Origin of the sequence: Flavobacterium zepuense (assembly GCF_007097145.1) — a bacterium.
GTDB classification, from domain to species: Bacteria; Bacteroidota; Bacteroidia; order Flavobacteriales; family Flavobacteriaceae; genus Flavobacterium; species Flavobacterium zepuense.
In genome coordinates this window covers 158,050-180,823 of sequence record NZ_VJVZ01000001.1, presented here as the reverse complement: position 1 = coordinate 180,823, position 22,774 = coordinate 158,050, and the positions used below count along the sequence as shown (strand labels likewise).

General features: G+C 41.2%; 20 protein-coding genes and 1 pseudogene. 11 read left to right on the top strand and 10 right to left on the bottom strand.

Going from position 1 to position 22,774, the window contains the following annotated elements; translation table 11 throughout:
* Positions 1-468 precede the first annotated feature (468 nt).
* From FMM05_RS00890 to FMM05_RS00875, 4 genes are read right to left on the bottom strand one after another with little or no spacing between them, the layout of a single operon-like run.
* Positions 469-3,519, bottom strand: a complete 3,051-nt coding sequence (locus FMM05_RS00890) for an efflux RND transporter permease subunit (protein WP_143371450.1) — start codon at positions 3,517-3,519, stop codon at positions 469-471.
* A 10-nt stretch (positions 3,520-3,529) separates the two neighbouring features.
* Positions 3,530-4,573: an efflux RND transporter periplasmic adaptor subunit gene (locus tag FMM05_RS00885; protein ID WP_235894333.1), complete on the bottom strand. Its 1,044-nt coding sequence runs from the start codon at positions 4,571-4,573 to the stop codon at positions 3,530-3,532.
* Between the two features lie 10 nt (positions 4,574-4,583).
* Positions 4,584-5,924: a TolC family protein gene (locus FMM05_RS00880; protein ID WP_143371448.1), complete on the bottom strand. Its 1,341-nt coding sequence runs from the start codon at positions 5,922-5,924 to the stop codon at positions 4,584-4,586.
* Positions 5,925-5,980: 56 nt separating this feature from the next.
* Positions 5,981-6,598, bottom strand: coding sequence for a TetR/AcrR family transcriptional regulator (locus tag FMM05_RS00875; RefSeq protein ID WP_143371447.1), 618 nt, complete (start codon positions 6,596-6,598; stop codon positions 5,981-5,983).
* Between the two features lie 277 nt (positions 6,599-6,875).
* Between FMM05_RS00875 and FMM05_RS00870 the strand changes: the two are divergent.
* The 5 genes and pseudogenes from FMM05_RS00870 (at position 6,876) to FMM05_RS00850 (ending at position 10,108) form a co-directional block, all read left to right on the top strand.
* A pseudogene (locus tag FMM05_RS00870) lies at positions 6,876-7,456 on the top strand (Crp/Fnr family transcriptional regulator).
* Between the two features lie 84 nt (positions 7,457-7,540).
* Positions 7,541-8,431, top strand: a complete 891-nt coding sequence (locus FMM05_RS00865; protein ID WP_143371446.1) for an MBL fold metallo-hydrolase — start codon at positions 7,541-7,543, stop codon at positions 8,429-8,431.
* Positions 8,425-8,889 (top strand): nuclear transport factor 2 family protein, encoded by a 465-nt coding sequence (locus FMM05_RS00860; protein WP_235894332.1) that lies wholly within the window; start codon positions 8,425-8,427, stop codon positions 8,887-8,889. Before FMM05_RS00865 ends, FMM05_RS00860 begins: the two co-directional genes overlap by 7 nt.
* Positions 8,890-8,939: 50 nt before the next feature.
* Positions 8,940-9,521 (top strand): Crp/Fnr family transcriptional regulator, encoded by a 582-nt coding sequence (locus tag FMM05_RS00855; RefSeq protein ID WP_143371445.1) that lies wholly within the window; start codon positions 8,940-8,942, stop codon positions 9,519-9,521.
* A 149-nt stretch (positions 9,522-9,670) separates the two neighbouring features.
* A complete protein-coding gene (locus FMM05_RS00850; RefSeq protein WP_185965480.1) occupies positions 9,671-10,108 on the top strand; it encodes a nuclear transport factor 2 family protein in 438 nt (145 codons plus the stop codon).
* An 85-nt stretch (positions 10,109-10,193) separates the two neighbouring features.
* Here the strand turns inward: FMM05_RS00850 and FMM05_RS00845 are convergent, their stop codons facing one another.
* The 6 genes from FMM05_RS00845 to FMM05_RS00820 form a co-directional block, all read right to left on the bottom strand.
* Positions 10,194-10,841 (bottom strand): DUF4397 domain-containing protein, encoded by a 648-nt coding sequence (locus FMM05_RS00845; protein ID WP_185965479.1) that lies wholly within the window; start codon positions 10,839-10,841, stop codon positions 10,194-10,196.
* A 95-nt stretch (positions 10,842-10,936) separates the two neighbouring features.
* Positions 10,937-11,383, bottom strand: coding sequence for a DUF2141 domain-containing protein (locus FMM05_RS00840; protein WP_185965478.1), 447 nt, complete (start codon positions 11,381-11,383; stop codon positions 10,937-10,939).
* Between the two features lie 201 nt (positions 11,384-11,584).
* A complete protein-coding gene (locus tag FMM05_RS00835; RefSeq protein WP_143371442.1) occupies positions 11,585-12,658 on the bottom strand; it encodes an adenylate/guanylate cyclase domain-containing protein in 1,074 nt (357 codons plus the stop codon).
* A 50-nt stretch (positions 12,659-12,708) separates the two neighbouring features.
* Entirely contained in the window at positions 12,709-13,470 is a 762-nt protein-coding gene (locus tag FMM05_RS00830; protein WP_143371441.1) for a LytR/AlgR family response regulator transcription factor, read from the bottom strand.
* Positions 13,451-14,512: a sensor histidine kinase gene (locus FMM05_RS00825; RefSeq protein WP_143371440.1), complete on the bottom strand. Its 1,062-nt coding sequence runs from the start codon at positions 14,510-14,512 to the stop codon at positions 13,451-13,453. Before FMM05_RS00825 ends, FMM05_RS00830 begins: the two co-directional genes overlap by 20 nt.
* 191 nt (positions 14,513-14,703) lie before the next feature.
* Positions 14,704-15,309 (bottom strand): porin family protein, encoded by a 606-nt coding sequence (locus FMM05_RS00820; protein ID WP_221932238.1) that lies wholly within the window; start codon positions 15,307-15,309, stop codon positions 14,704-14,706.
* A gap of 381 nt (positions 15,310-15,690) precedes the next feature.
* On the opposite strand from FMM05_RS00820, the gene FMM05_RS00815 reads away from it, so the two are divergent.
* From FMM05_RS00815 to FMM05_RS00790, 6 genes are all read left to right on the top strand, one after another.
* Positions 15,691-16,281: a TetR/AcrR family transcriptional regulator gene (locus FMM05_RS00815; protein ID WP_143371439.1), complete on the top strand. Its 591-nt coding sequence runs from the start codon at positions 15,691-15,693 to the stop codon at positions 16,279-16,281.
* A gap of 84 nt (positions 16,282-16,365) precedes the next feature.
* The gene (locus FMM05_RS00810) at positions 16,366-17,133 is read left to right on the top strand and encodes an SDR family oxidoreductase (RefSeq protein ID WP_143371438.1); all 768 of its coding nucleotides are present in this window, start codon (positions 16,366-16,368) and stop codon (positions 17,131-17,133) included.
* 1 nt (position 17,134) lies between these two features.
* Entirely contained in the window at positions 17,135-18,133 is a 999-nt protein-coding gene (locus tag FMM05_RS00805) for an NADP-dependent oxidoreductase (protein ID WP_143371437.1), read from the top strand.
* Positions 18,134-18,966: 833 nt separating this feature from the next.
* Positions 18,967-19,452, top strand: coding sequence for a (2Fe-2S)-binding protein (locus FMM05_RS00800; protein ID WP_143371436.1), 486 nt, complete (start codon positions 18,967-18,969; stop codon positions 19,450-19,452).
* Positions 19,445-20,464, top strand: a complete 1,020-nt coding sequence (locus FMM05_RS00795; protein ID WP_143371435.1) for an FAD binding domain-containing protein — start codon at positions 19,445-19,447, stop codon at positions 20,462-20,464. Before FMM05_RS00800 ends, FMM05_RS00795 begins: the two co-directional genes overlap by 8 nt.
* Before the next feature lie 24 nt (positions 20,465-20,488).
* Entirely contained in the window at positions 20,489-22,726 is a 2,238-nt protein-coding gene (locus FMM05_RS00790) for a xanthine dehydrogenase family protein molybdopterin-binding subunit (RefSeq protein ID WP_143371434.1), read from the top strand.
* The last annotated feature ends 48 nt before the right edge of the window (positions 22,727-22,774 follow it).

Below are 22,774 nucleotides of genomic sequence, written 5' to 3'. Positions count from 1 at the left end.
TGTGACACCTTATTGTATAGAGATGCAAGGTGCAAGTTACTATAAAATAGTAGGTGTGTCAAAATTCACAGCAAACTAATTGAGTAATAAAATATGGGGTTTATAATTTATATACTATTTAATGATTTATATCTTAAATACAGCGTATCATTTTTGTAAAGACTGTAAAGCGATAATTAATTTGGAAAAAGGGTCGGTTAAAACACCTATAATTACCAACAGTAAGGAATTTTCTAAAGCAAAAGGATATACCTACAAGGATAAACAGCTGCAATTTCATGATAAGATAATCCGCTGCCCATAAGGCGCCGACAACGGCTGGTTGAGAAGTAACGTTAAGCAATCGCACATGAATGAGAGAAAAAAATGAAAAAAAGGCCCGCAAAACTATATTTGCGGGCTTAAAAAACTGAGGATAAAAAGGATTATTATGACCGTGAACTAATCAATACTGTTGGTATGTTTAGATTAATCATTGCTGATATTCGGTGGCATCAGTTTATACATTACCGGTGTCACGATCCTTGAAAGTATGGTAGAGCTTACCAGTCCGCCAATAAGCACGATGGCCAAGGGCGCTATGAGTGGATTGGAGTTTAAGGCAAGTGGAATCAGTCCGCAAATAGCGGTAATGGAGGTCAGTACCACCGGTAAAAAGCGTGTTTCCCCGGCGATGGCAATCGCCTCATCAATGGAGTGCCCTTCCTGCCGAAGCTGGTTGGTAAAATCTACCAACAGTAGCGAGTTCTTAACCTGTATACCCGACAGGCCAATAAAGCCGATTATCGCCACCAACGACATAGGGCTGCCGTCGATCAGTAAGAATACCACACCACCTAAAATACCCAGCGGAATTATGGAAAGCACGATGATTATGCCTTTAAAGGTTTTAAATTGAAGGAGTAACACGGCTATGAATAAAAACGTACTTAAGATAATTACTGATAGGAAATTACCACCCAGTGAATCGCCTTCCGATTCTTTCTCACCAGCCAGTTTATAATAGTAACCTTTTGGCATTTTTAAGGCATCCAGTTTCGGGACAATGTCTACAAGCAAGTCATTAGCATAGTAACCTTCCTGCGATACCGCGGTCACTTTTGCGAACCGGGCTTTATTAAAATGGTTGATGGCTGTGGGCGAAGTTTCAAACGAAAGTGTGGCAATCTGGTTGAGCGCAATGGGCATGCCCTGCACGTTATTTACATACAGGTTCTTCAGGGCATCCAGGTTAGCGAATTTCTCCCTCGGCAGGGTAAGGGTTACATTCCTGGCATCCCCACGGTCATCAATGTAATCTCCCACAGGCAAGCCCGCTACCGCCAGGCGGACTACCTTATCCACATCGCTGGTCAGTACCCCAAGAGTACGCGCCTTTTCTTTGTTGATCCTGACTTTTACATCGGTCTTGTAGGTGTTCAGTTCGTTATTGACATAAATGGTTCCCTTTTGTTTACGCAAAATAGCCTCTGCCTGAAAAGACAGCTTACGAAGTACCTCTTGGTCTTCCCCAAATAAGCGCACCACAATATTGGCTTCCAGTGGCGGTCCCTGCTCAAAGTCTTTAACTTCGATCTTGGCGTAGGGCATCGATTTAAATTTCTCGCGTAATTTCCCAATCAGTGCTGTTTTATCAGTAGGTTTTGCATCATCGGATAGCTGTACGAAGATCTGTCCAAAATCCGGCTTCCTGTCCTGTGGGTGCACATTGTAGTAGATCTGCGGATTCCCTTTGCCCACATTTGCGGTAAAGAAGGCTACTTCCTTGTGGTTCTTTAATTCTGCCTCGATCATTTTTGTAACCCTGTTGCTCTCGGTAATGTTCGATTGCAGCGGTGTTTTAATATTGATCAGGAACATAGGCTTTTCAGAAGTAGGGAACAATTTAAACCCGGCAACGGTAAATAATCCAAAAGCAGTCAGGCTTAAAGCTACTGATATGGCAATGGTTGTTTTAGGGTATTTTAGCGCTTTCGGTATAATACCCTTATACGCGTTTGTCAGGAATTTTTGAAGGTATTGCAGGAAGATGTTACCACCGGCATGCTCGTGTGTTTTCAGGAAACGGCTGCCCAAAAAAGGCACCAATGTAAGGGCAACCACCATAGAAGCTAGTACACTTGTGATCACCGCCATCGGGAGGCTGCGTATAAATTCCCCGGCAACATCAGGCAGGAACGCAAGGGGTAGAAATGCAATAACCAGTGTAGCGGTACAACCAACCACGGCAATGCCTATTTGCTTCGTGCCTTTTAAAACGGCATCCATTTTAGAATGGCCCTCGCGTAACCAGCGCTCAATATTTTCAACCACCACAATACTGTCGTCCACCAAAAGGCCTAAGGCAACTACAAGGCCTACAATGCTCAACTGGTTTAGTGAATACCCTAATGCATTCATTGCGATAAGCCCCAGTGCCAAAGACAGCGGTATGGAGATCATAACGATTATAGAAGCGCGGGAACCTAAAGGCAGCAGCGTGATAATAACAAGGAAAATAGCAAGGCCAAAGTCAAAGCCCAGATGCCCTAAACGCTCGGATACCATTTTAGCCTGGTCAAAGTTTTTAACCAGCTCAATATTTTTGGGCAGCTCTTTGGCAAACTCCTCTACAATGGGCATGTATTCTGCCTCCACATCGGTAATGTTGATGTTCTCTTTCATCCCTGCGGTAACCAGGACACAACGGTGCCCATTGATACGGGTAATATGGTCTACGGTTTCCGACTTGTAGCTCACTTTGGCAACATCCCGCATGTAGATTATCTTGCCGTTCGCATTGTAGATAACCGTATTGGCAACATCCTGGTCGTTTTTGAATTTGCCGCTGGTCTTTACGTTGAACACTTTGGTATCCAGGTCAATGCTTCCCCCCGGTATGTCAGCGGCTTCGCTCTCTAAGCTGCCCATAACCACGTTCAGCGGAATTTTAAATTGCGCCAGTTTTTCCATCTTCAGGTCGATACGGATCCCCTGTTCGGGGATACCGGCATATTCCACATCCTTAAGGTTGGTGATCTTTTCCAGTTTGGTCTTTAGCTTATCCGCTTCGTCGCGCAGTTTCTTGTCCGAGGCATTTTCAGAGACCAGTGCGACCTGAAGGATCTTTACATCTGAAGAGGCGATTTTCTCGGTTTTGATCAGGTAAAGATCTTTCGGGAGCTCACTATTTTTAAGCGCATTAATTTCTGTCGATATTTCCTGGTACTTATTGTCAACATCCACACCGTATTTGAATTTAACCTGGAAGGCAGCAACGCCGTCCTCCACGGTAGTCAGTATTTTGTCAATATTTTCGAGCCCGTAGATTTTGCTCTCGATAGGCTTGACCACCTGTTCTTCCATATCTTTTGGGCTGGTTCCGGGGTAAATGACCGTAATAAGGTACTGCGGCGCATGGGTGGAGGGGTCCTCTGAGCGTGGCATGGAGAACAGGGTGATGTAGCCCACCACGGCAACCAGAAGAAATATGATCAGTGTGAACTGATAATTTTTAACGGCAAAGTTTGTTATTTTCATTTTCTTAAGGTTAGTTGATGATCTTTATTTTCGACTGTTCGTTCAGGTAAGCACTGTTGGAGGTCACAATAACATCGGTCTTTTGCAGGCCATCCTTTAGGTACACCTTATCGTTTTCAAATTTTTGGATAGTAACCGGCTGCTTTTTTACCTTATTGCCCTTTAGCACGAAGACAAAGGCATTATTGCCATCCGCCTCTAAGAGGGCATCGTACGGGATGGTTAGCACATCATCGGTGTCCTGTCCCTGTATTGTAGCTTTCCCGAACATGCCCACCGCAGGTTTTGAATTGTTCATATTTAACTTCATCTCGACCTGGAAAGAGCCCAAAGCAACATCAGCGGCCTGTGATTTCCTGAAAATTGTGGCATTAAATTTCTTATCCGGGTAGCCATCAAGGGTTACCGTTGCCTTCTGTCCCATTTTTACCGCAGCCCATTCAATATCGGTAAGCCCTACCTTTAACAGGTAATTGTTATTCTGGCTTGTTTCGTTAATGGCCAGGATAGGGGAGCCGGGGGCAGCTACCTCTCCTTCATGGGCTATTTTACGTGCTACAAAACCATCGGCAGTGGCGTAGATCTTTGCATAGCGCGCGTCAAAGGCTACAGCATCCTTTTGCTTTTTGGCAATGTCAAGGCCTGTCTTGGTATTCTGAAGCTGTTCAAGCGTGTAAACGCTATCTTTGTAAAGGCTGTAGGCACGGGCATAATCCCTTTCATATTTTTTCAGGTTCAGGTCGGCCTGGTTCAGCCCGGCACTAATTTCTGTTTCATTTAAGGATGCCAGAAGCTGCCCTTTTTTAAAGAACTGCCCTTCTTCAACATAAATGCGGCTGATGACCCCACCAATTTTAAAGGCATAATTGGCAGCATTCTCTGTAGTTACAAGGCCAGAGGCATTGATAGAACCGGTCAGTGAAAGCGATTGTACTGTAGCGGTTTTAATGGCAATAACTTCTGATGCTTCAAATGGACTGGCTTCCTTTTTCTCGTCGTTACAGGCGTAAAAAAACGGTAGTGCCAGAAGTAAGAGTGCTATTGATTTATTCATGATTTTTATTTTAGTTTTTAAAAGTAAACGTTGCATTGGCCCTTTCTAATTCTGCAAAGACGATCCATGAATTATACAGGGAAACATTAGTGTTGAGCTGGGCATTTACCCACTGGTTTTGAGCGTCCAGGAGTTCGATATATAAGGCCTGGCCTTCTTTGTACAATTTGGTTATGTCCTCGTTGTATTTTTTTGCCGCTTCTTTTTGGTCCTTCTCGGCGTCAAATTGCTTTAAGGCGGATTTCAGATTGTTTTGTGCCACTTCATGCTGAAGCAGGAGCTGTTGCTCGACATTGTCTTTTTGGGAGGCTATCTTTTTGCTGTCCTCTTCCACCTGCCTCAGCCTATATTTGTTTTTGTTCCCTGAAAAAATATTCCACTCCAGGCTCAGGCCTGCCAGGTAGTAACGTGATTGCTTGTTGACTTCAAAGTCAAAATCCTGAAAGCCTACATCGGCAAAACCGCTCAACTTCGGGAACCAGTAGGATTGCGTAAGCTTGTTCACATTCCCATTAAGTTCCTCCACCAGATCCAGCTTTTTGAGCTCTTCCCTGTTTCTGGTATTTTCCTCCAACATTAGGTCCGGGAGGGTTTCATTCTGCGTATCGGCGTCGATTTCCGTATCCAGTTTTCGATTGATCAGGAAGTTAAAGTAGGCTTTGGCATTGTTGCTGGCCTGCTTTGCCGTTTCGAGGTTCGCCTCAATACGTAAAACTTCATTATCACTTCGCAGTACGGCAGTGCGGTTTATCTTGTCGTTTTTAAACAACGCCTGGTTCACCCTTTGGTTTTCCTTGACCAGGGTTAAGGCCTGCTCGTAAATTTTTACCCCTTCAAGGGACTGAAGGTATTTGTAGTAGGCTATTTTTATTTCCTTGACCAATTCGCGCTGGTAGATCTCCAGTTCTATTTTTTGCAGCGAATTCTGCTGGCTCCGTATCCTTTTATTATAGATGATTTCAAAGTTCAGCAGCGGCATCGTGGTATGGATTTTCGCATCGTAAAAATTATCCGGGTTTAAAAGTACCGACTGGTTTTGCAGGGTAGGGAAGGCGTTGGAGTTCGTGATCTGGTTAAGGCTGCTGTAGACGGGATTCAGTAGGTCACCAATAGGGATATCAATGGTCCTGCCTCCATCCGCTTTTGTATAGTTTGCGTTTAAGGATACCGTAGGGTAGAAGAGGGCGCGGGCCTCCTTAAGGGCATACATGCTCTTGTTGATATCAAAGTTTTGTTGCTTAACTACCTCATTTTTCTCCAACCCCATTTGGATGTAAGTGTCTAAACTGGTTTGTGCATAGCCTGAAGTTCCGAGGCTAATGATCAGTAAAAGTATTGTCTTTTTAATCATTTTATACGTTGTTTTAATATTGAACTTTGTTCATTTTTGAAGCAAAAAAAAAAACGTTACAGTTTTTCTATGATCTTTAAATATTCCTGGTAACCCTGATAAAGGATTTGATCCGGATTTGAGAATTTAACGCCCTTGGTCCTTTGCCGGATTTCAAGCGAACACATACCGTGTACTAAGCCCCATATCATAAACGATAAGGGTTCAGCAAAATGTCCTTTAAAATGCCCAATGGCAATACATTCTTCAACCGTTTTACGTAAGGCGCTAAACGTTCCAATACCCTCGTTCCATTCTTCTTTTTCCGAACTCTCAATAAATTCCATGGGCGCTTTTACAATAAACATCAGGTCATACATCTCATTATTCTCCATGGCGAATTTGAGATACATAATCCCCATTTTCTTTAAACGCTCCATAGGATCCTTAACAGTAAAAAGTTCCTTAAAATAACCTCCAAGTTCCTGGAAACCGATACTGTGCAAATCATGCAGGATGGCATTTTTATCCTTAAAGTAAACGTATACAGTGCCAACACTATAATCTATCTCATCCGCGATGTTGCGAATGGTAGTCTGCTCAATGCCACGCTCTAAAAAGAGCTTTTTAGCCCCTTTTAAGATCAGGCTTTTCAGGGCTTCTTTTTCGCGTGCTTTTCTGTCTGCTATGCTCATATAATGAATATCTGGAGCAAATGTATGTATTTATTTTGAACAATGTTCATTTTTGATTAACTTTGTTTTACCTTTATATAAATACTGTATAAAAGCTTTGCTTAATGAATATTATACCACTGGTATTATCCATCTTTTTAATTTTTTATAGTATGTTTAAGCATTTAACCATGCGATGTGAACAAGAATTATAGAGATAGTAGTCAATAATTTCAATATATTTATACATCGAATTATTTTCTTTATTCCAAATGTAAGAATATGAAACAAAATTAAAATGATTGAATCCCTAAAGCAAAATATTAAAACACACGTTACTCTTTCAGATGAGGAACTGAAAAAGTTTTGTATGCTGTTTGTGCACAATGCATTTAAAAAGAAGCGATTTTTATTAAAACCGGGAGAAATCTGCACTTTTGAAGGATTTGTGATTAAAGGGCTTTTCAGGGTATATCATATTGACGCAGATGGTTTTGACCAGGTGCTTTATTTTGCCACAGAGAATTGGTGGATTACAGATATCGACAGTTTTACCAATGTAGTACCATCACAACTTTACATACAAGCTTTGGAAGACAGCGAGGTGCTTTTGATATCGAAAGAAGACAAGGAATATGCTTACATACATATGCCAGAGATAGAAAAATTATTTCGGGTTATGACGCAAAAAACGCATGTAGCGCTACAGCGGCGGATGATTGACAACCTGAGTAAAACAGCAGACCTGCGCTATCTTGAATTTACAGAAAGTACCCGCAATTGCTACAAAGGCTCACAAACCAGCAAATCGCGGCTTATCTTGGGGTTACCAACGTTTTTCTGAGCAGGATAAGAAAGAAAATCGCCTTGCAGAGATAACTTGGGCCCGTGCTTTTTTAAACTAGTTTAAATACTTTTAGTATTAGATGGGTGCACCTTTGTGTAATCATTAAACAATATGAAATGAAAAAAGTTATCTCATCGGTATTTTTAATAACCTTAATCTTATTTAAAATGGAAGCACAGGCACAAAGTTTCAAAACCATTGAAGCAGGAAAATTAAAACTCGAAATTTTTAACGCATCAGAAAACAGTTTTGGCGTGGCATCGGTAATCATAACCGGCAAAACAGATGCCGTACTGATTGATGCACAGTTTACACTGGCAGATGCTGAGCAGGTAGCACAGGAAATAAAAAAATCAGGTAAAAAACTAACGGCTATTTACGTTTCGCACACTGACCCTGATTTCTATTTCGGGTTGGAAGTGTTCAAAAAATATTTCCCTGAAGTAACCGCCTATGCATTCCCGGCAACAGTAGAGTCTATAAAAGCCACTGCCCAGAAAAAACTGGATGTATGGGGAGAACGGTTAGGTAAAGCAATAACCTCTAACATTGTATTGCCGCAGGTTTTAAAAGGAAACAGTATTGACCTCGAAGGCCAGAAGCTTGAAATTATCGGGCTGGAAGAATTTCCGTCTAAAACATTTGTGTGGATACCCTCTATAAAAGCGGTCGTTGGCGGCATCAACGTTTTTGGCACCACTTTTAACCTATGGATGGCCGATGCACAAACACCCGAAGCGCGCAAGCAGTGGATAGCGGTACTGGACAAAATTGAAGCGCTGCACCCATCGATCGTAATCCCCGCACACGCTAATTCAAACTCGCCTTTCGATATTGCTGCGGTAAAACATACCAAAAGTTATATCCAGTTTTATGAAGAAGCCCTGAATACCAACAAAACTTCAGATGCGTTAATCAAAGCTATCAAAAGCAAATACCCGGCACTTACTTTTGATACCGCCCTGCAGATTGGCGCTAAAGTAAACACGGGTGAAATGAAATGGTAAAACTTAAAATATTTATCAGCCTGGCGGTGCTTTTAGCAGTGTCAGGCTGTTCTTTAAACAACAGCACTATGACAAATCTTGAAATTGTAAAAAGTACGTATGAGGGCATGACCTCAGAAGAGAACGGTAAGAACCTGGCCAAGTATGCAGCTGATGAACTCTCGTGGACAGAAGCCGAAGGATTTCCCTATGCAGGAACGTATATTGGTTTAGAGGCCGTAACCAAAAATGTTTTTAGCATGCTGGGAAGCGAATGGATCGACTATAAATTTACCCCGGAAGATTATGTGGCTGACGATGATAAAGTGGTAGCTTATGGAACCTATACCGGCACCAACAAAATAACCGGCAAGCCATTTTTAGCCAGGGTAGCGCATGTATGGAAATTGAAAGACGGTAAAATTATACGTTTTGAACAGTTTGTAGACAGCCAGATTGTTAATAATGCCATGCACTAACGAAACATTTTTTTTATACCTTGCATTGGTTCAAATTAATTAACGGATCAATGCACGACATTTTTTTTGCTTACGTGAACCAACACAGCAAATACCCCCTTACCAAGGACGAACAGTCCCTGATTACGGCTGCTTTCCAACTTAAAAAGCTTAGGAAAAAGCAATACTTTTTACAGGAAGGCGATGTATGCAGGTACACGGGCTTTGTTGTAAAGGGGGCCTTACGGCAATTTAGCGTAGATGATAAAGGCAGCGAACATATCGTTAACTTATTCATTGAGAACTATTGGGCAACCGACCGTGAAAGTATGATCATGCTTACCCCTTCACAGTACAATATAGATGCGTGGGAAGATACAGAGTTACTCCTTATTACGCGTGCAGACATGCTGGACCTTATGGAGAAAATTCCCGCACTTGTAGAAATGATACGCCTAATGGATGAAAGAAACGCTATAGCCACCCAACGCAGGGTAAATTCTACCATCAGCAATGCGGCAGAAAAGCGCTATGAGGAGTTTGCCATAAACCATCCGCAATTTATCCAGCGGTTCCCGCAACACATAATAGCCTCATATCTTGGCATAACTAAAGAGACACTGAGCAGGATCAGGAAACAGGCAATGAAGTAGCCATGCAGTTTAAATTTTAAAGGATTTAAAAAAACGTTGACATTTATCAACGTTTTTTTTTATCAAATCTCATCTTTCAGGGATGCGGGTATAGTGCAATTTTGTACCGTTAGATCACTGAAGAGATAACATCAAAATTTAAACAAAAAATGGAAAATACAAATTTGAACAACACACCGGCTACCCAACTACTTCGCAACAGTTTAGATACCTTCCTTGCCAAGGATATGAAAGGCTGGTCGGAACTGTGTGCTGAGGATGTAGTTGCCGAATTTCCCTTTGCCCCTGAAGGTTCACAATCAAGGTTTGAAGGCCGCACAGCCTTATATGCTTACCTGAAAGATTATCCCGGTTTTATTGATGTAAAATCAATACCAACGTTAAAAGTCTACAGCACAGACGATCCAAATGTCGCAATTGCAGAATGGAGCGCCTCCGGTGTAGTGATAGGTAACGGCAACCCTTATGAAATGAGCTATGCCACATTTGTGACCTTCCGTGACGGGCTGATAATCAACTACCGTGAATACTGGAACCCACAAGCCTTTATGAAAGCGTTGAGTGGTGGAAGTTTTGCCGCAGAATAATACAGTTAGATAGAAACCGGTTGATATGGGTTTATAAATACTATAAGGCTGTACAGCTTAGCTTGCACAGCCTTATGATATTATATTAATTGTGTTGTAGTGTTTTAAGGGTATATCCGGAGGTGGCTGATCCTGCAATATAAACTGTATAAATTTTTCCGGCGGCAAAATCTGTCGCTCCCAGTGTGGCAATGGCTTCACCTGATCCGGCACTATGGGCCTGTAATGCTATTGTGCCTGCATCAACCTCAAAATAGTTACTTTGGCTATAGCGCGCTACATTAGTTGCAAGTGCATTGCCTTCGGCATTATTTATATCCAGTGAGGCCGGTGCCCCGGTGCTGAGATGGATAAATTTAACTTTTGCCTTGCCACTTGCGGGTGCCGCAAAATCATCTTGAAATAACCGTACTTCGGCATCCGACCCTGATTCGCCGGTTAAATAAATGGTATAATCCCTGTTATCCTGGATGTCAAATTTCTCAGTTGCGTACAAGTCGTTATCATCCTGGTCCCTGAATTGTGCTACAAGATCGTTTCCTGAGGCAACATTCAGGTATCCTACGGAATTGTCTAAATAATCAAGGTCGCTGATCTCCGGGATATTGGCAAGGACAAACCGTTGCGACCCGGAGTTTGGCGCAGCATTCACCACTTTTAAATCGGCCGAACCGAATACATCCACATCATTATCGTCGCACGACGACAGCACAATGCCAAGCAGAGTTACCATAGCAAAGCTTTTTAGAAAATTCTTTTTAAATCTCATAATTATTGTATTAATAGTTAGTATAGTGTAATCAGTATTTCACAGCATGAGGTAGATACCTACATGTATTTTACTTTTATTTTAATAGTATTATTTTTTGGCGTAAGGGGTACCCTGAATTCTTCAAACAAAGGCTTTTTCATCTTTTCCATAAAAAAGTTTGAAAAGCCAAATCCTTCTTTGGGGATGCCAAGCAGGTTTTTGTCCATTTCCCCATTTTTGTTTTTATCATCTACAAGGGTAATGCCGTAGGTTCCCGGCTCTACTTCAAAGGTCACGGTCATTGAACCTTCAACAAGTTTTGTCTTTTCAAAAGTCAATGTCTTAAAAGGCGCCTGTTTTTCATACGATTCACTGTCTTTAAAAATATTGAGTATGATTTGTCCCTTGTCAGATTCAAGACCCGAAATAATTACCTTGGTATTTTGTGCCTGCAAAGGCAGCGTTGTAAGTGTTGTTATAAAGCCAATCAGCACACTCACAAAAAAGGATGTTATTTTTTTCATAATTGTCGTTTTAGATATTTTCATTTTCCTTTAGTAAAGGTAGCGGGGTAAAATGCGGTATGTAATGAAAATGAAGTGCAAACGGACAAAATGGAGGGGGAAGCGGCTTACTGTTGTTGAGGTTTTAAATGAGATATAGGAGGAGGTTATAAAAAAGGATATACTATTTATGGCAAGTAAAGCCTACATTATTGTAATGCTTTATAATTGCTCTACCCGGTAGACCAATTGTTTATCAGCAATGCCTTTAAGTACAATGCCGGTAAGGGAAAGAAATTTATAATTTTCGCAATGGGAAACCATTTTATATATATTTTCCGAGACTACAAGGTCGGCATTATAATCGCGGCACACCACCTGTAGCCTCGCGCATAGGTTAAGCACCCCGCCGTGGTAGGCAATTTCTTTTTTATATTCTCCTACCATCGCGGCCGATACCGCACCGCTGTGGACAGAACTCCTGAAGGAAGGGGATATGCCGTGATTTTTAATATAGAATGAATTTTTTTTAGAGAGCCTTGCAGCGAGCCTGTAATGCAGCAGAAGGCAGTCTTCAAAATTAAACCGTGGCTTTATTTCCCAGGTAACAACGGCTTCATCGCCTACATATTGGTAGACTTCACCACCAAGATCGAGGACAAGGGAGGACAGGTCTTTAAAACAGTCCTGTATAAAACTGCTAAATGCCGTATTCCCCATTTTTTCAACAGCTTCGGTACTGTTTTTAAGGTCGATGAACATAAAAACACGGTTTTCTATGGTAGGGGTAAAGTAGGCATTACGCACAAAATTCCGGAAGTAATTGCTGCCAAGATTCCTGCGCAAGGTAACCACCACGCCAACAAGCATTTCTATAAAAGTAAGATACAGGAAAACACCGGTAGCCGAACTTTGTAGTGCACCTGCATTTGTTTGCGGTATTGTAAAGCCTGACTGGTGAAAAAAGATGGAGGTTATGGTTGCCGTTAGTAACAGAAAAACCGATAGGCGCAAACCAATGCTTAATATAATATTTCGGGTGCGGATTAAGCGTGGGTAAACCAATGTGTGAAAAAGCCCCATAACCAGCCCTAAGATGCAGCAAGCCAAAATTGAGAAGCCATACATGTTCACTTTGTTCATCCAGGGTTCTACCGGATACATTTTATGTATAAATGCATTGGGCAGGTCGTTAAATTTTACAAATACAAACAACAACCCGCCCATTATCCATGATGCAATAATATAAAGAATTTCCTGGAGGTAATGCCTTAGGCGGTGCTTTGAAATGGCCATATAGTTCTAATAATTTTATCCTCTATAAAATGAGTAAACCTTGACTTTGTTTATTGGGCAAGCCATGCCAGCAATTTGTTTTTCTTCTCCCGGCTAACAATTATTTCTTTTTCAAAAGGCAGGGTAAGGTTAATCCTTAGTTTTCTGGGGAAATAATCTACGGCATCCTCAATGGCATTCCGGTTGACCAGGAATTGCCTGTTCATCCTGAAAAAAATACCCCCCACTTTATTCTCTAAATCTTCCAGGCTCTCGGGCATTACATATGCTTTCCCAGAGTGGGTATGCATATACGTTAATTCATTGTCAAGGCAAAAAAACGCAATTTTATTAAGGGCAAATGGTAAGAGCCTGTCGCGGTAGCGTACCATGATAGTAGCGCTGTTATTTTGGTTTATTGCAGCTATAGTGGCAAGGGCAGCTTCGTATTGCAATGCGATGTTACCGGCCATAACTTTCTGCATATTCCTGAATTTATCCAATGCGCCAGATAAAGCCTGTGTGCTAAAAGGCTTTAATATATATTCAATACCGTTTGCCTTAAAGGCATCTAATGCATATTCATCAAAGGCGGTACAAAAAATAACGGGTACTTGTATAGCAATGTGCTTTGCAATCTCAAAACTTAATCCGTCGCCCAACTGTATATCACTGAATATAAGGTCGGGTTGGGGGTTGACAGTAAAATAAGCAACAGCTTCTTTTATAGATCCAATAATTCTTACAATTTCAATATCTGGCTGTATTTGCTTCAGGTTAGCAGCAAGGTCTTCTGCTACCAGCAATTCATCTTCAATTATTATTATTTTCATGCATCATAATTTTAAGGCTTACAGAAAAGATAACACCATCATTCTTAATTATAATTTCCTCGCCCGACCAAAGCAGATAGCGTTCGGCTAAATTAACAAGCCCGCTTTTAATTGATAGTTCCCCTGCATTCCTGTGGTTAAAGGCATTACTAATACTTATGTAGCTGTCATGCTGGCGTACCATTATTTTTAAGGGGCTCTCCTTAGTAAATATGTTGTGCTTAATGGCATTTTCAAGCAACGGCTGTAATGAAAAAGAGGGCACGAACCCTTTTAGCATATTTTCGTTGTCTATAATAAGATCCCAGGACAATGCGGTGCCAAACCGTATCTTTTGCATCTCCATGTAATTTTTACAAAGTTTCAGTTCCTCTTCAAGGGTTGTTGCCTGGGTATTATTTTCAGATACCGCCGCTCGCAAAAAATCAGCAAGTTGTATAAGATAACTCTCGGCAGCATTAGGGTCTTTTTTGATTAATGCTTTTAAGGTATTTAAAGAGTTAAATAAAAAGTGTGGGTGTATTTGCTGCTTTAAGAGCAGGTTTTCTGCTTCGGCATTTCGCAATTGCAAGCGGGAGTTTTCCAGTTCAGTTTGCGATTTGCCATGGCGTACCAATGCAAAGTCCTGTAGCATTAAAATCAGGGTTGTCATTATTAGTGCTTCGCTTGTAAATATAAAGATCAGCCTCGTTTCGTCATATTCCCATTGGATATCTGATATAAAAGCAAAAAAGGGCCAGATTATAAACTGTATAATTAGTGCGCACAAGAAACTTGTGCAATAACGCACAATTCGAAATTTTGAGGTATTGGCCTGGAATTTTTTTGAGCAGTAACGCAGAATGTACAACAGGGTAAAAGAAGTGAGCCCAATATAGCAGCCGCTTTTAAGGGTCATGCCAAAAATTAATATGGTAGGTTCATGAAAAACAGTAAGAAAGAAAACAGCAAATACAGATATTAAAAGGCTAAGAAAGATATTCATCTTCGCGATTTCCCGGATGCTGTAGGCACTTACCAATTTTGAAATATCATTTCCCATAAATAACCTCTTTATTGTATTGATCGTTCAGCTAAGTTACCACTTATCTGATTCCGATAGTACCATATGGACTTCTTTGATTGATACAAAAATCCGGCGACAAAAATGTAGCCGGATTTAAGCATTACTAAAACCAAATATTCAACTGACCCAAAACAAATTATGTAAATGGCTTAAGCAGCTGCTTTAATTTAAAATATATAGAATATACTCGCTTGCGCCATGTTGTTCTGAAAATCGGTATTTACACCTGCGTTTCTCGCTTTGGTAACGTCTGTAAACGATATGTAATACCTTGCCCCGATGCCAAGCCCGTTTTCAAACTGGTATCCAAAACCGCCTACTATGCCGCCATCAATTTTCTCGGCAAAGTCAGTATCAGAATTAATCCCCAAGGCTTTAAAATCTTCATCTACCAATATACCTACCTGTGGGCCGGCTTCCAGGTATAACCCGAAGCTTGTCTTGTACTTAACAACAATAGGTACAGTAACGTACGATAGTTTTATATCCTCTCCATCCAGCAAGCCACCTTTTAATGTTGCACCCTGTTGGGAATATAAAACCTCCTCTTCTACCGAAAAGCTGTCGCTAATCTTAAACCCCACTATAGCACCGGCATGAAAGCCCACAAGGCCTTCGGTATTAAAGTTGGCATTTGTAAAATCGCTGTAATTAGCGCCGGCCTTTACCCCAAAGTGGATACGATCCATTATACGCCCAAATGAGCTTTGGCTAAAGCAATTTGCTGACAATAAGAGTAGTGCTGCAATGCATGAATTTTTTATAACCCTCATGATTTTTAGTTTTAGTTATGTATAAAGTTTTTGTTTAACAGGTCAAAAGTATTCCGGTTAACGTTTGATACGTGAAAAAATCGGGGTGAGGCGGACAAAATTGGGAGTGAAGCGGATTTGATAGCTACGTTTAATTTTTTTTAAAATTCTTAAGATTATATAAGAGATTACAAAAGTTGGAAACGTCCTGATGTAGGTTAATAAGTTTTACAATGACAGTTTCAAATCCAGCAGTTTTATACGGCTGGTTGTAATGTATTAGCCGGGATTCTTAGCACTTTACTGCGATTATTATTTTATGTGTATAAATAATAGTATTTCAACAAAAGTAATTAACAGTAATATACTTTTTAGTATATTTGTTAGCGTAAATTATTACTTATGTTAACTAAAGCTGAAAAGACAAAACAATTTATCCTGGAAACAGCCGCACCTCTGTATAACACGAAAGGTATTTCGGGTGTGAATATAGATGATGTGCTGGCTGAAACTAAGTTAACTAAAGGATGCCTGTATGGACATTTTGAAAATAAAGATGACCTAACAGTACAGGTTGTTGACATGATGCTAAAGAAGGTTTCAGACAGGATGTACCAGGCCGTATCTAATTCTAAGACAGCAAGGGCTAAGATATTTACTTTTCTTGATTTTTACAAAGACCCTATTGACACCTATATATCAGGAGGTTGCCCAATATTTAATACGGCGGTTGAAGTAGATGATAATTTTCCGTTGATCAAAGAAAAGGTAGCTGCTGTATTTCGACTCGGGCAGGAAGCACTTACCAATATATTAAAGCAGGGTATTAAAGATGGAGAATTCTCACCTCAACTTGATCCCGTTGTCATGGCATTTAAATTTGTTGCTGCCACCGAAGGCGGTATTGTAATGTGCCGTACAATGAACACCATGAAACCAATGCATTCATTAATTAAAAATCTAAAGGCAGAATTAGACCAGTACACAATCTGATTTTTTTTACCAAAAAAATAGACTAAAAAGTATATTTTAAAGATAAAATATTTATTCATAAGTAATAATAGTAAAACAAATAATATGGATCTAAAAAGCAAAACAATACTGATAACGGGTGGGGCATCGGGTATAGGTCTTGAAGCGGCCAGGCAATTTTTGGCACTCGGTGCAAAAGTTATCATTACCGGGCGAAACCAGGCCAAACTGGATGCTGCTGTAAATGCATACCCCGCTATAACAGCCATACAAAGTGATGCAGGAAATAAGGATGATGCACAGTCTCTTTTTAATAAAGTAAAAGAACTGGGAGGCATAGATATACTATATAATAATGCAGCGGTACTTGTTACCCCATTAAATTTAGGTATCCCGAATGATAAACATACGGAGGGTGCTGCTTATGAAATGGAAGTTAATTATCTGGGTGTTATAAGGCTAAATAATCTTTTTTTGGGTATGTTACAATCAAGGAAAGAAGCTGCAATTATCAACACAACATCGATACTTAGCATGGCCCCTTCGTTAATTGAGGCTACCTACTCATCATCTAAAACAGCTTTGGCTTTTTATACCATATCTCTGCGTGAGCACCTAAAAATCATCGGCAGTAACGTAAAGGTATTCGAACTGGTTCCACCCCTCGTAGCTACAGAAATGACCGCAGACAGGACTGATAAAAAGATATCGCCAGAAGAAATGGTAAAGGGGCTTATTAATGGTTTGCTAAAAAATAATTATACAATAAGGGTAGGCGATGCAAAACTCTTTAATATGGTTAACAGGGTTTTTCCAAAACTTGCCTTTAAGATCATTAACCCAATTAAAAGTCATCAACTTTTAAAAAATTAAGATGAAAGCATTTATAATAAACAAATATACTAAAGGGAACCTGCAACTCGCAGATGTCCCTGATCCTGTTGCGGGAAACAATGAGGTTTTGGTAAAAGTTCATTCGGCGGGCGTTAACCTCCTGGATTCAAAGATTAAAGTAGGGGAGTTTAAGTTAATACTTCCTTATAAATTGCCATTAATCCTTGGGCACGATGTAGCAGGCATTGTTACCAAAGTAGGTAAGAATGTAACCCGGTTTAAAATTGGCGACCAGGTATATTCGCGCACGCCGGATTACCACATAGGTACCTTTGCAGAATATATTGCCATAAATGAAAAAGATGTGGCATACAAGCCTAAAAATATAAGTATGGAAGAAGCTGCCTCCATTCCGCTTGTAGCGCTCACAGCCTGGCAGGCGCTGGTGGAAAGGGCTAATTTAAAAAAAGGCCAAAAAGTGTTTATCCAGGCAGGTTCCGGCGGTGTAGGAACGATAGCGATTCAGCTGGCTAAACATTTGGGTGCCACCATCGCAACTACTGCCAGTGTAAAAAGTTTTGAATTACTTAAAAACCTGGGTGCAGATGTACTGATTGATTATAAAACGCAGGATTTTGAATCCGTACTTAAAGATTATGATGTTATACTTAATAGCCAGGATATTAAAACGCTCGAAAAATCAATTAAAATATTAAAAGCCGGTGGTAAGGCCATTTCTATTTCAGGGCCACCAACCCCCGTATTTGCAGATGAAACCGGTCTGCCCTGGTACCTGAAGGCAATTTTATCATTGCTTAGTTTTAGTATACGGAGCAAAGCTAAAAAAAATCAGGTTGATTATTCTTTTCTTTTTATGAGGGCCGAAGGTAATCAGCTACAGGAAATCACCAAGCTAATTGAAGCCGATGTTATTAAACCTGTAATTGATAAAGTATTTACTTTTGAGCAAACAAATGAAGCGCTGGAATACGTGGAAAGTGGACGCGCAAAGGGTAAAGTGGTTATTAAAGTAAATTAAGTTTATGTAACTACAGAATAGTAGACTAAATGCTATTCTGTAATTATACAAATAAAAAGCTGCACAAAGCGCAATTATATATAACTAAGGTAAAAACAATACGATTATATATCACAAACATTAACTATATCAACTGTTCGGTTTATACTTTTGCATCAGCTTACTCATATCCTCCATCATATTTTGATCTAGTTTTTTAATTAATATTGATTGATCAAAAACTATGAGAGCACCTACCTTTCCCCAGCAATTGATGGGGAATTCCTAAATTTAGTGTACCTATTTTGGCTTAAAAAGCCTGAAAAAAAATAGGTCAACTGTTCTTTGATAATTAATGTGTTTTTTGACAGATTGTAAAAAACAAAAGCCTTTAAATACTAATATTTAAAGGCTTTTGACTTTTAAAGTTACATTTGTAACCTTATGTGGCGGAGAAAGAGGATCCTGAACCTTTATGTAAATCCCAGTAAATACTGGCGTTTTCAGAAATGTAATGGAGTAGGTACACTCATAGGTCAACTCATTATTTCTGACCAAAACACTGCTGTAAATTTACGATAAATTATGAAACCTATTAAAGTTATTATTTTAGTTGATAACACGCTTATCAAAATTTACTAATTTATAGATAATTCGTTGTTAGATTGCACAATTTGCCGTTCTATTATTAAGTTTTCTAGATGAGCCGATTTATTAGGGTAAATAAATTTACTTAAAGACTAAATAAGTACCAATTGACATAGTCGGATGAAAAAGCTTAACATTCTATTATTACCCATGTGGTAATTAAAGTCGGAAATTAGAGAGTAACAAAAACAACTTATAACCTGCCTATGGAAACGAACACCACACACACAACTTCGTTACGGGTAAATGGCGCCGATTACCGGCTGGATGTCCTTCCCTGGGTGTCCCTGCTGGATGCCCTTAGAGAAAAGCTAAACCTTACCGGTACAAAAAAAGGCTGCGACCACGGACAATGCGGTGCCTGTACCGTTTTGGCAGACGGCAAACGCGTTCTAAGCTGTCTTACACTTGCCGTTATGAAAGACGGCAGCGAAATAACCACGATAGAGGGTATAGCCCAAAACGAACAGCTGCACCCGCTGCAAAAGGCTTTTATAGAGCACGATGCGTTTCAATGCGGATATTGCACACCGGGGCAAATTTGCAGCGGCATTGGTATGCTTAAAGAGGGCAGGGCCCACACCCGTGAGGAAGTAGCCGAACTTATGAGCGGCAACCTGTGCCGTTGCGGCGCCAGTAAAGGCATTATCGACGCCCTTATGGAAGTGAAGGAAGGAGGCGGTTATGAATAATTTTGCCTATGCCAAAGCTACTGATGTTAATCAGGCTAGTGCCCAGCTTAACGGGAGCACCCAAAATAAAATAGTTGCAGGCGGAACCAACATTAACGACCTGCTAAAATACTTTGTAACACAGGCTGATAAGCTGGTGGATATTAATCCCATTATCGATAACCATACGATTACTCAACTGGATAACGGGGGCGTTAGATTAGGTGCATTGGTAACCAATGCTGATACCGCCTATCACCCTATAATAGAGCGAGATTACCCATTGTTATCTAAAGCTATACTTGCAGGTGCTTCGGCACAAATACGCAATATGGCAACCAACGGTGGCAACCTTAACCAGCGCACACGCTGCTATTATTTTTATGATGTTAACACACCCTGCAATAAGCGCGAACCAGGTTCGGGCTGTTCGGCCATAAAGGGCTACAACCGCATTCATGCCATTTTAGGGCAAAGCGAAAGCTGTATTGCCGTGTTCCCGTCGGATATGTGTGTGGCGCTGGCGGCACTTGGCGCTACTGTGAACATAACGGGTCCTGATGGCGACAGGATTTTGGCTTTCGCCGACTATCACCGCCTGCCGGGCGACACTCCGCATATTGATAATAATCTAAAACATGGCGAGATCATTACAGGTATCGACCTGCCTGCTAAAGGTTTCGAAAAAAACTATTCGTATTTAAAACTTCGCGACAGGGCATCGTATTCTTTCGCATTAGTATCGGTGGCAATCGGGTTCGACCTTGACGGCACTATTATTAGCGAAGCCCGTATTGCCCTTGGCGGTGTGGCACACAAACCGTGGCGCGTTAGCGAGGCAGAAGATTTCCTGAAAAGGAAAAAGGCAACCCGCGAAAATTTTGCCGCTGCCGCAGATATTATTTTGCAGGGCGCAGTGGGTTACGAGCATAATAATTTTAAGATACCGCTTGCCAAAAGGGCTATTATCCGAAATTGTATGATGGCACTTAACCCCGAAAGCCAACGCCCCGGAGCACAACCATCTCTTTAATAAGCCAACCAAAACACGAAAAGTATGACAAAGTTACCCTCTATAGGACAGCCGGTCAGCCGTTTGGAAGGCCGCCAGAAAGTTACAGGATCTGCAAAATATGCAGGCGAATACAACGTTTCCGATTTGCTGTACGGTTATGTTGTAAACAGCACCATTACCAAAGGCAAAATAACGGCTATAGATACATCGGCTGTAAAAGCGCTTAAGGGTGTGGAGGCAATTTTTACGCACGAAAACCGTCCGTCTACCGCGTGGTTCGACCTGCAATATGCTGATATGGATGCACCACCCGGCACGGTGTTTAAACCGCTGCATGATAATAAAATAAAGTTTAACGGCCAGCCCATAGCCTTAGTAGTGGCGCAGGATTTTGAAACCGCCCGCTATGCCGCAACGCTGATAAAGTTTGAATATGAGGAGGAAGCTTTTATAACCGGCCTTGTAACTAACCTTGATAAGGCACACGAGCCTAAAAAGGGTTTGGCTACCATGTTAAAGCCGCCACCGCCGCCACCCGTGGGCGATTTTGAGAAAGCCTACAGCTGCGCACCCGTAAAGGTGGCTGCGCAGTACACCCATGCCACAGAGCACCATAACCCGTTAGAAATGTATGCCAGCACCGTGGTATATGAAGGCAAAGGAAAACTGACCATTTATGATAAAACACAGGGCACGATAAACAGCCAGTTGTTTGTTGCCAATGTTTTTGGGCTGCATTATAAAGATGTAAGGGTACTTTCGCCTTTTGTGGGTGGTGGATTCGGATCCGGGCTACGCCCACAATACCAGCTGTTTATGGCGGTTATGGCTTCATTAGAATTAAAGCACAATGTACGTGTTACTTTAGACAGGTCACAGATGTTTACCTTTGGTCACCGTCCGCAAACGGTACAAAACCTAAGGTTTGCCGCTGATGCCGAAGGTAACGTAACCGCAATGAACCACTCCGGTATTGGCGAAACTTCATCGTACGAAGATTATGCCGAGATATTAACATCGTGGAGCCACATGCTGTACCCGGCAAAAAACACCTTGTTTGAGTACGACCTTGTTTCGTTGGATTTGCCTACGCCTATAGATATGCGTGCACCCGGCGGTGTTAGCGGTATGCATGCCATAGAATGCATGATGGACGAGCTGGCGTATGAGCTAAAAATGGATCCGTTAGAGCTGCGCCTTAAAAACTATAGTGAAACTGATCCATCAACCGGCAAGCCTTACACAAGCAAAGCTTTAAAGCAATGTTATTTAGAGGCTGCCGAAAAATTTGGCTGGGATAAACGTAACCCGCAGCCCGGCAGTATGCAAAGGGGCAATAAGCTTGTGGGATACGGTATGGCTACGGGTATTTGGGATGCCTACCAGTTTCCTGCACGTGTGCAGGTGATACTCACGAAAGAGGGTAAGCTGATATTGCACAATGCCACGACTGACATTGGTACCGGTACCATGACGGTAATGACCCAGGTAGCCGCCGATGAAATAGGCCTGCCTTTAGAAGATATAACCTTTGATTATGGCGACAGCAAAAAGCCGTTCTCTATGTTCCAGGGAGGGTCGGCCATAACGTCTTCAACCGGTGTGGCCATTGTTGCCGTGGTAAAAGAGCTCAAGAAAAAGATAATAAAGAAAGCTAAAGGTATTAAGGGTTCGCCTTTTAGCGATATTAAGGATGAAGACATCATTTTTAAAGACGGTGCCATTGCATTACGATCAAACCCGGAGCTGGCATTGTCTTTTAAAGATATCATGACGCTTATTAAAGAAACGGAATTAAAGGCTAAAAAAATGGCCGGGCCGGATGTTTTAAAGCTTAAAAATTACAGTAAGGCTACGCACAGCGCCTCTTTTGTAGAGGTAGAAGTTGATAAAGAGCTGGGTACCATTACCGTTACAAGAGCAGTTACCGCTGTTGCTGCCGGGAGGATCATTAATCCTAAAACAGCGCGCAGCCAGGTATTAGGCTCTATGATATGGGGCATAAGCAAGGCGCTGCACGAAGAGACTATCTTGGATGAAAATTTAGGTAAATACATGAACGCTAACCTTGGCGAGTACCATATACCGGTTCATGCCGATATTCATGATCTGGATGTTATTTTTGCCGATGAAAAAGACGAGCTAATAAACGAACTTGGTATTAAAGGGGTAGGAGAGATAGGGCTGGTAGCCATACCGGCGGCAATAGCTAACGCTATTTATCATGCAACAGGAAAACGTATTAATAGCTTACCTATCCATTTTGATGCGCTTTTGTAGATTAAATTGGTAAAAACTTACAATTAGGTTAATTCTGAGCAATTGAAC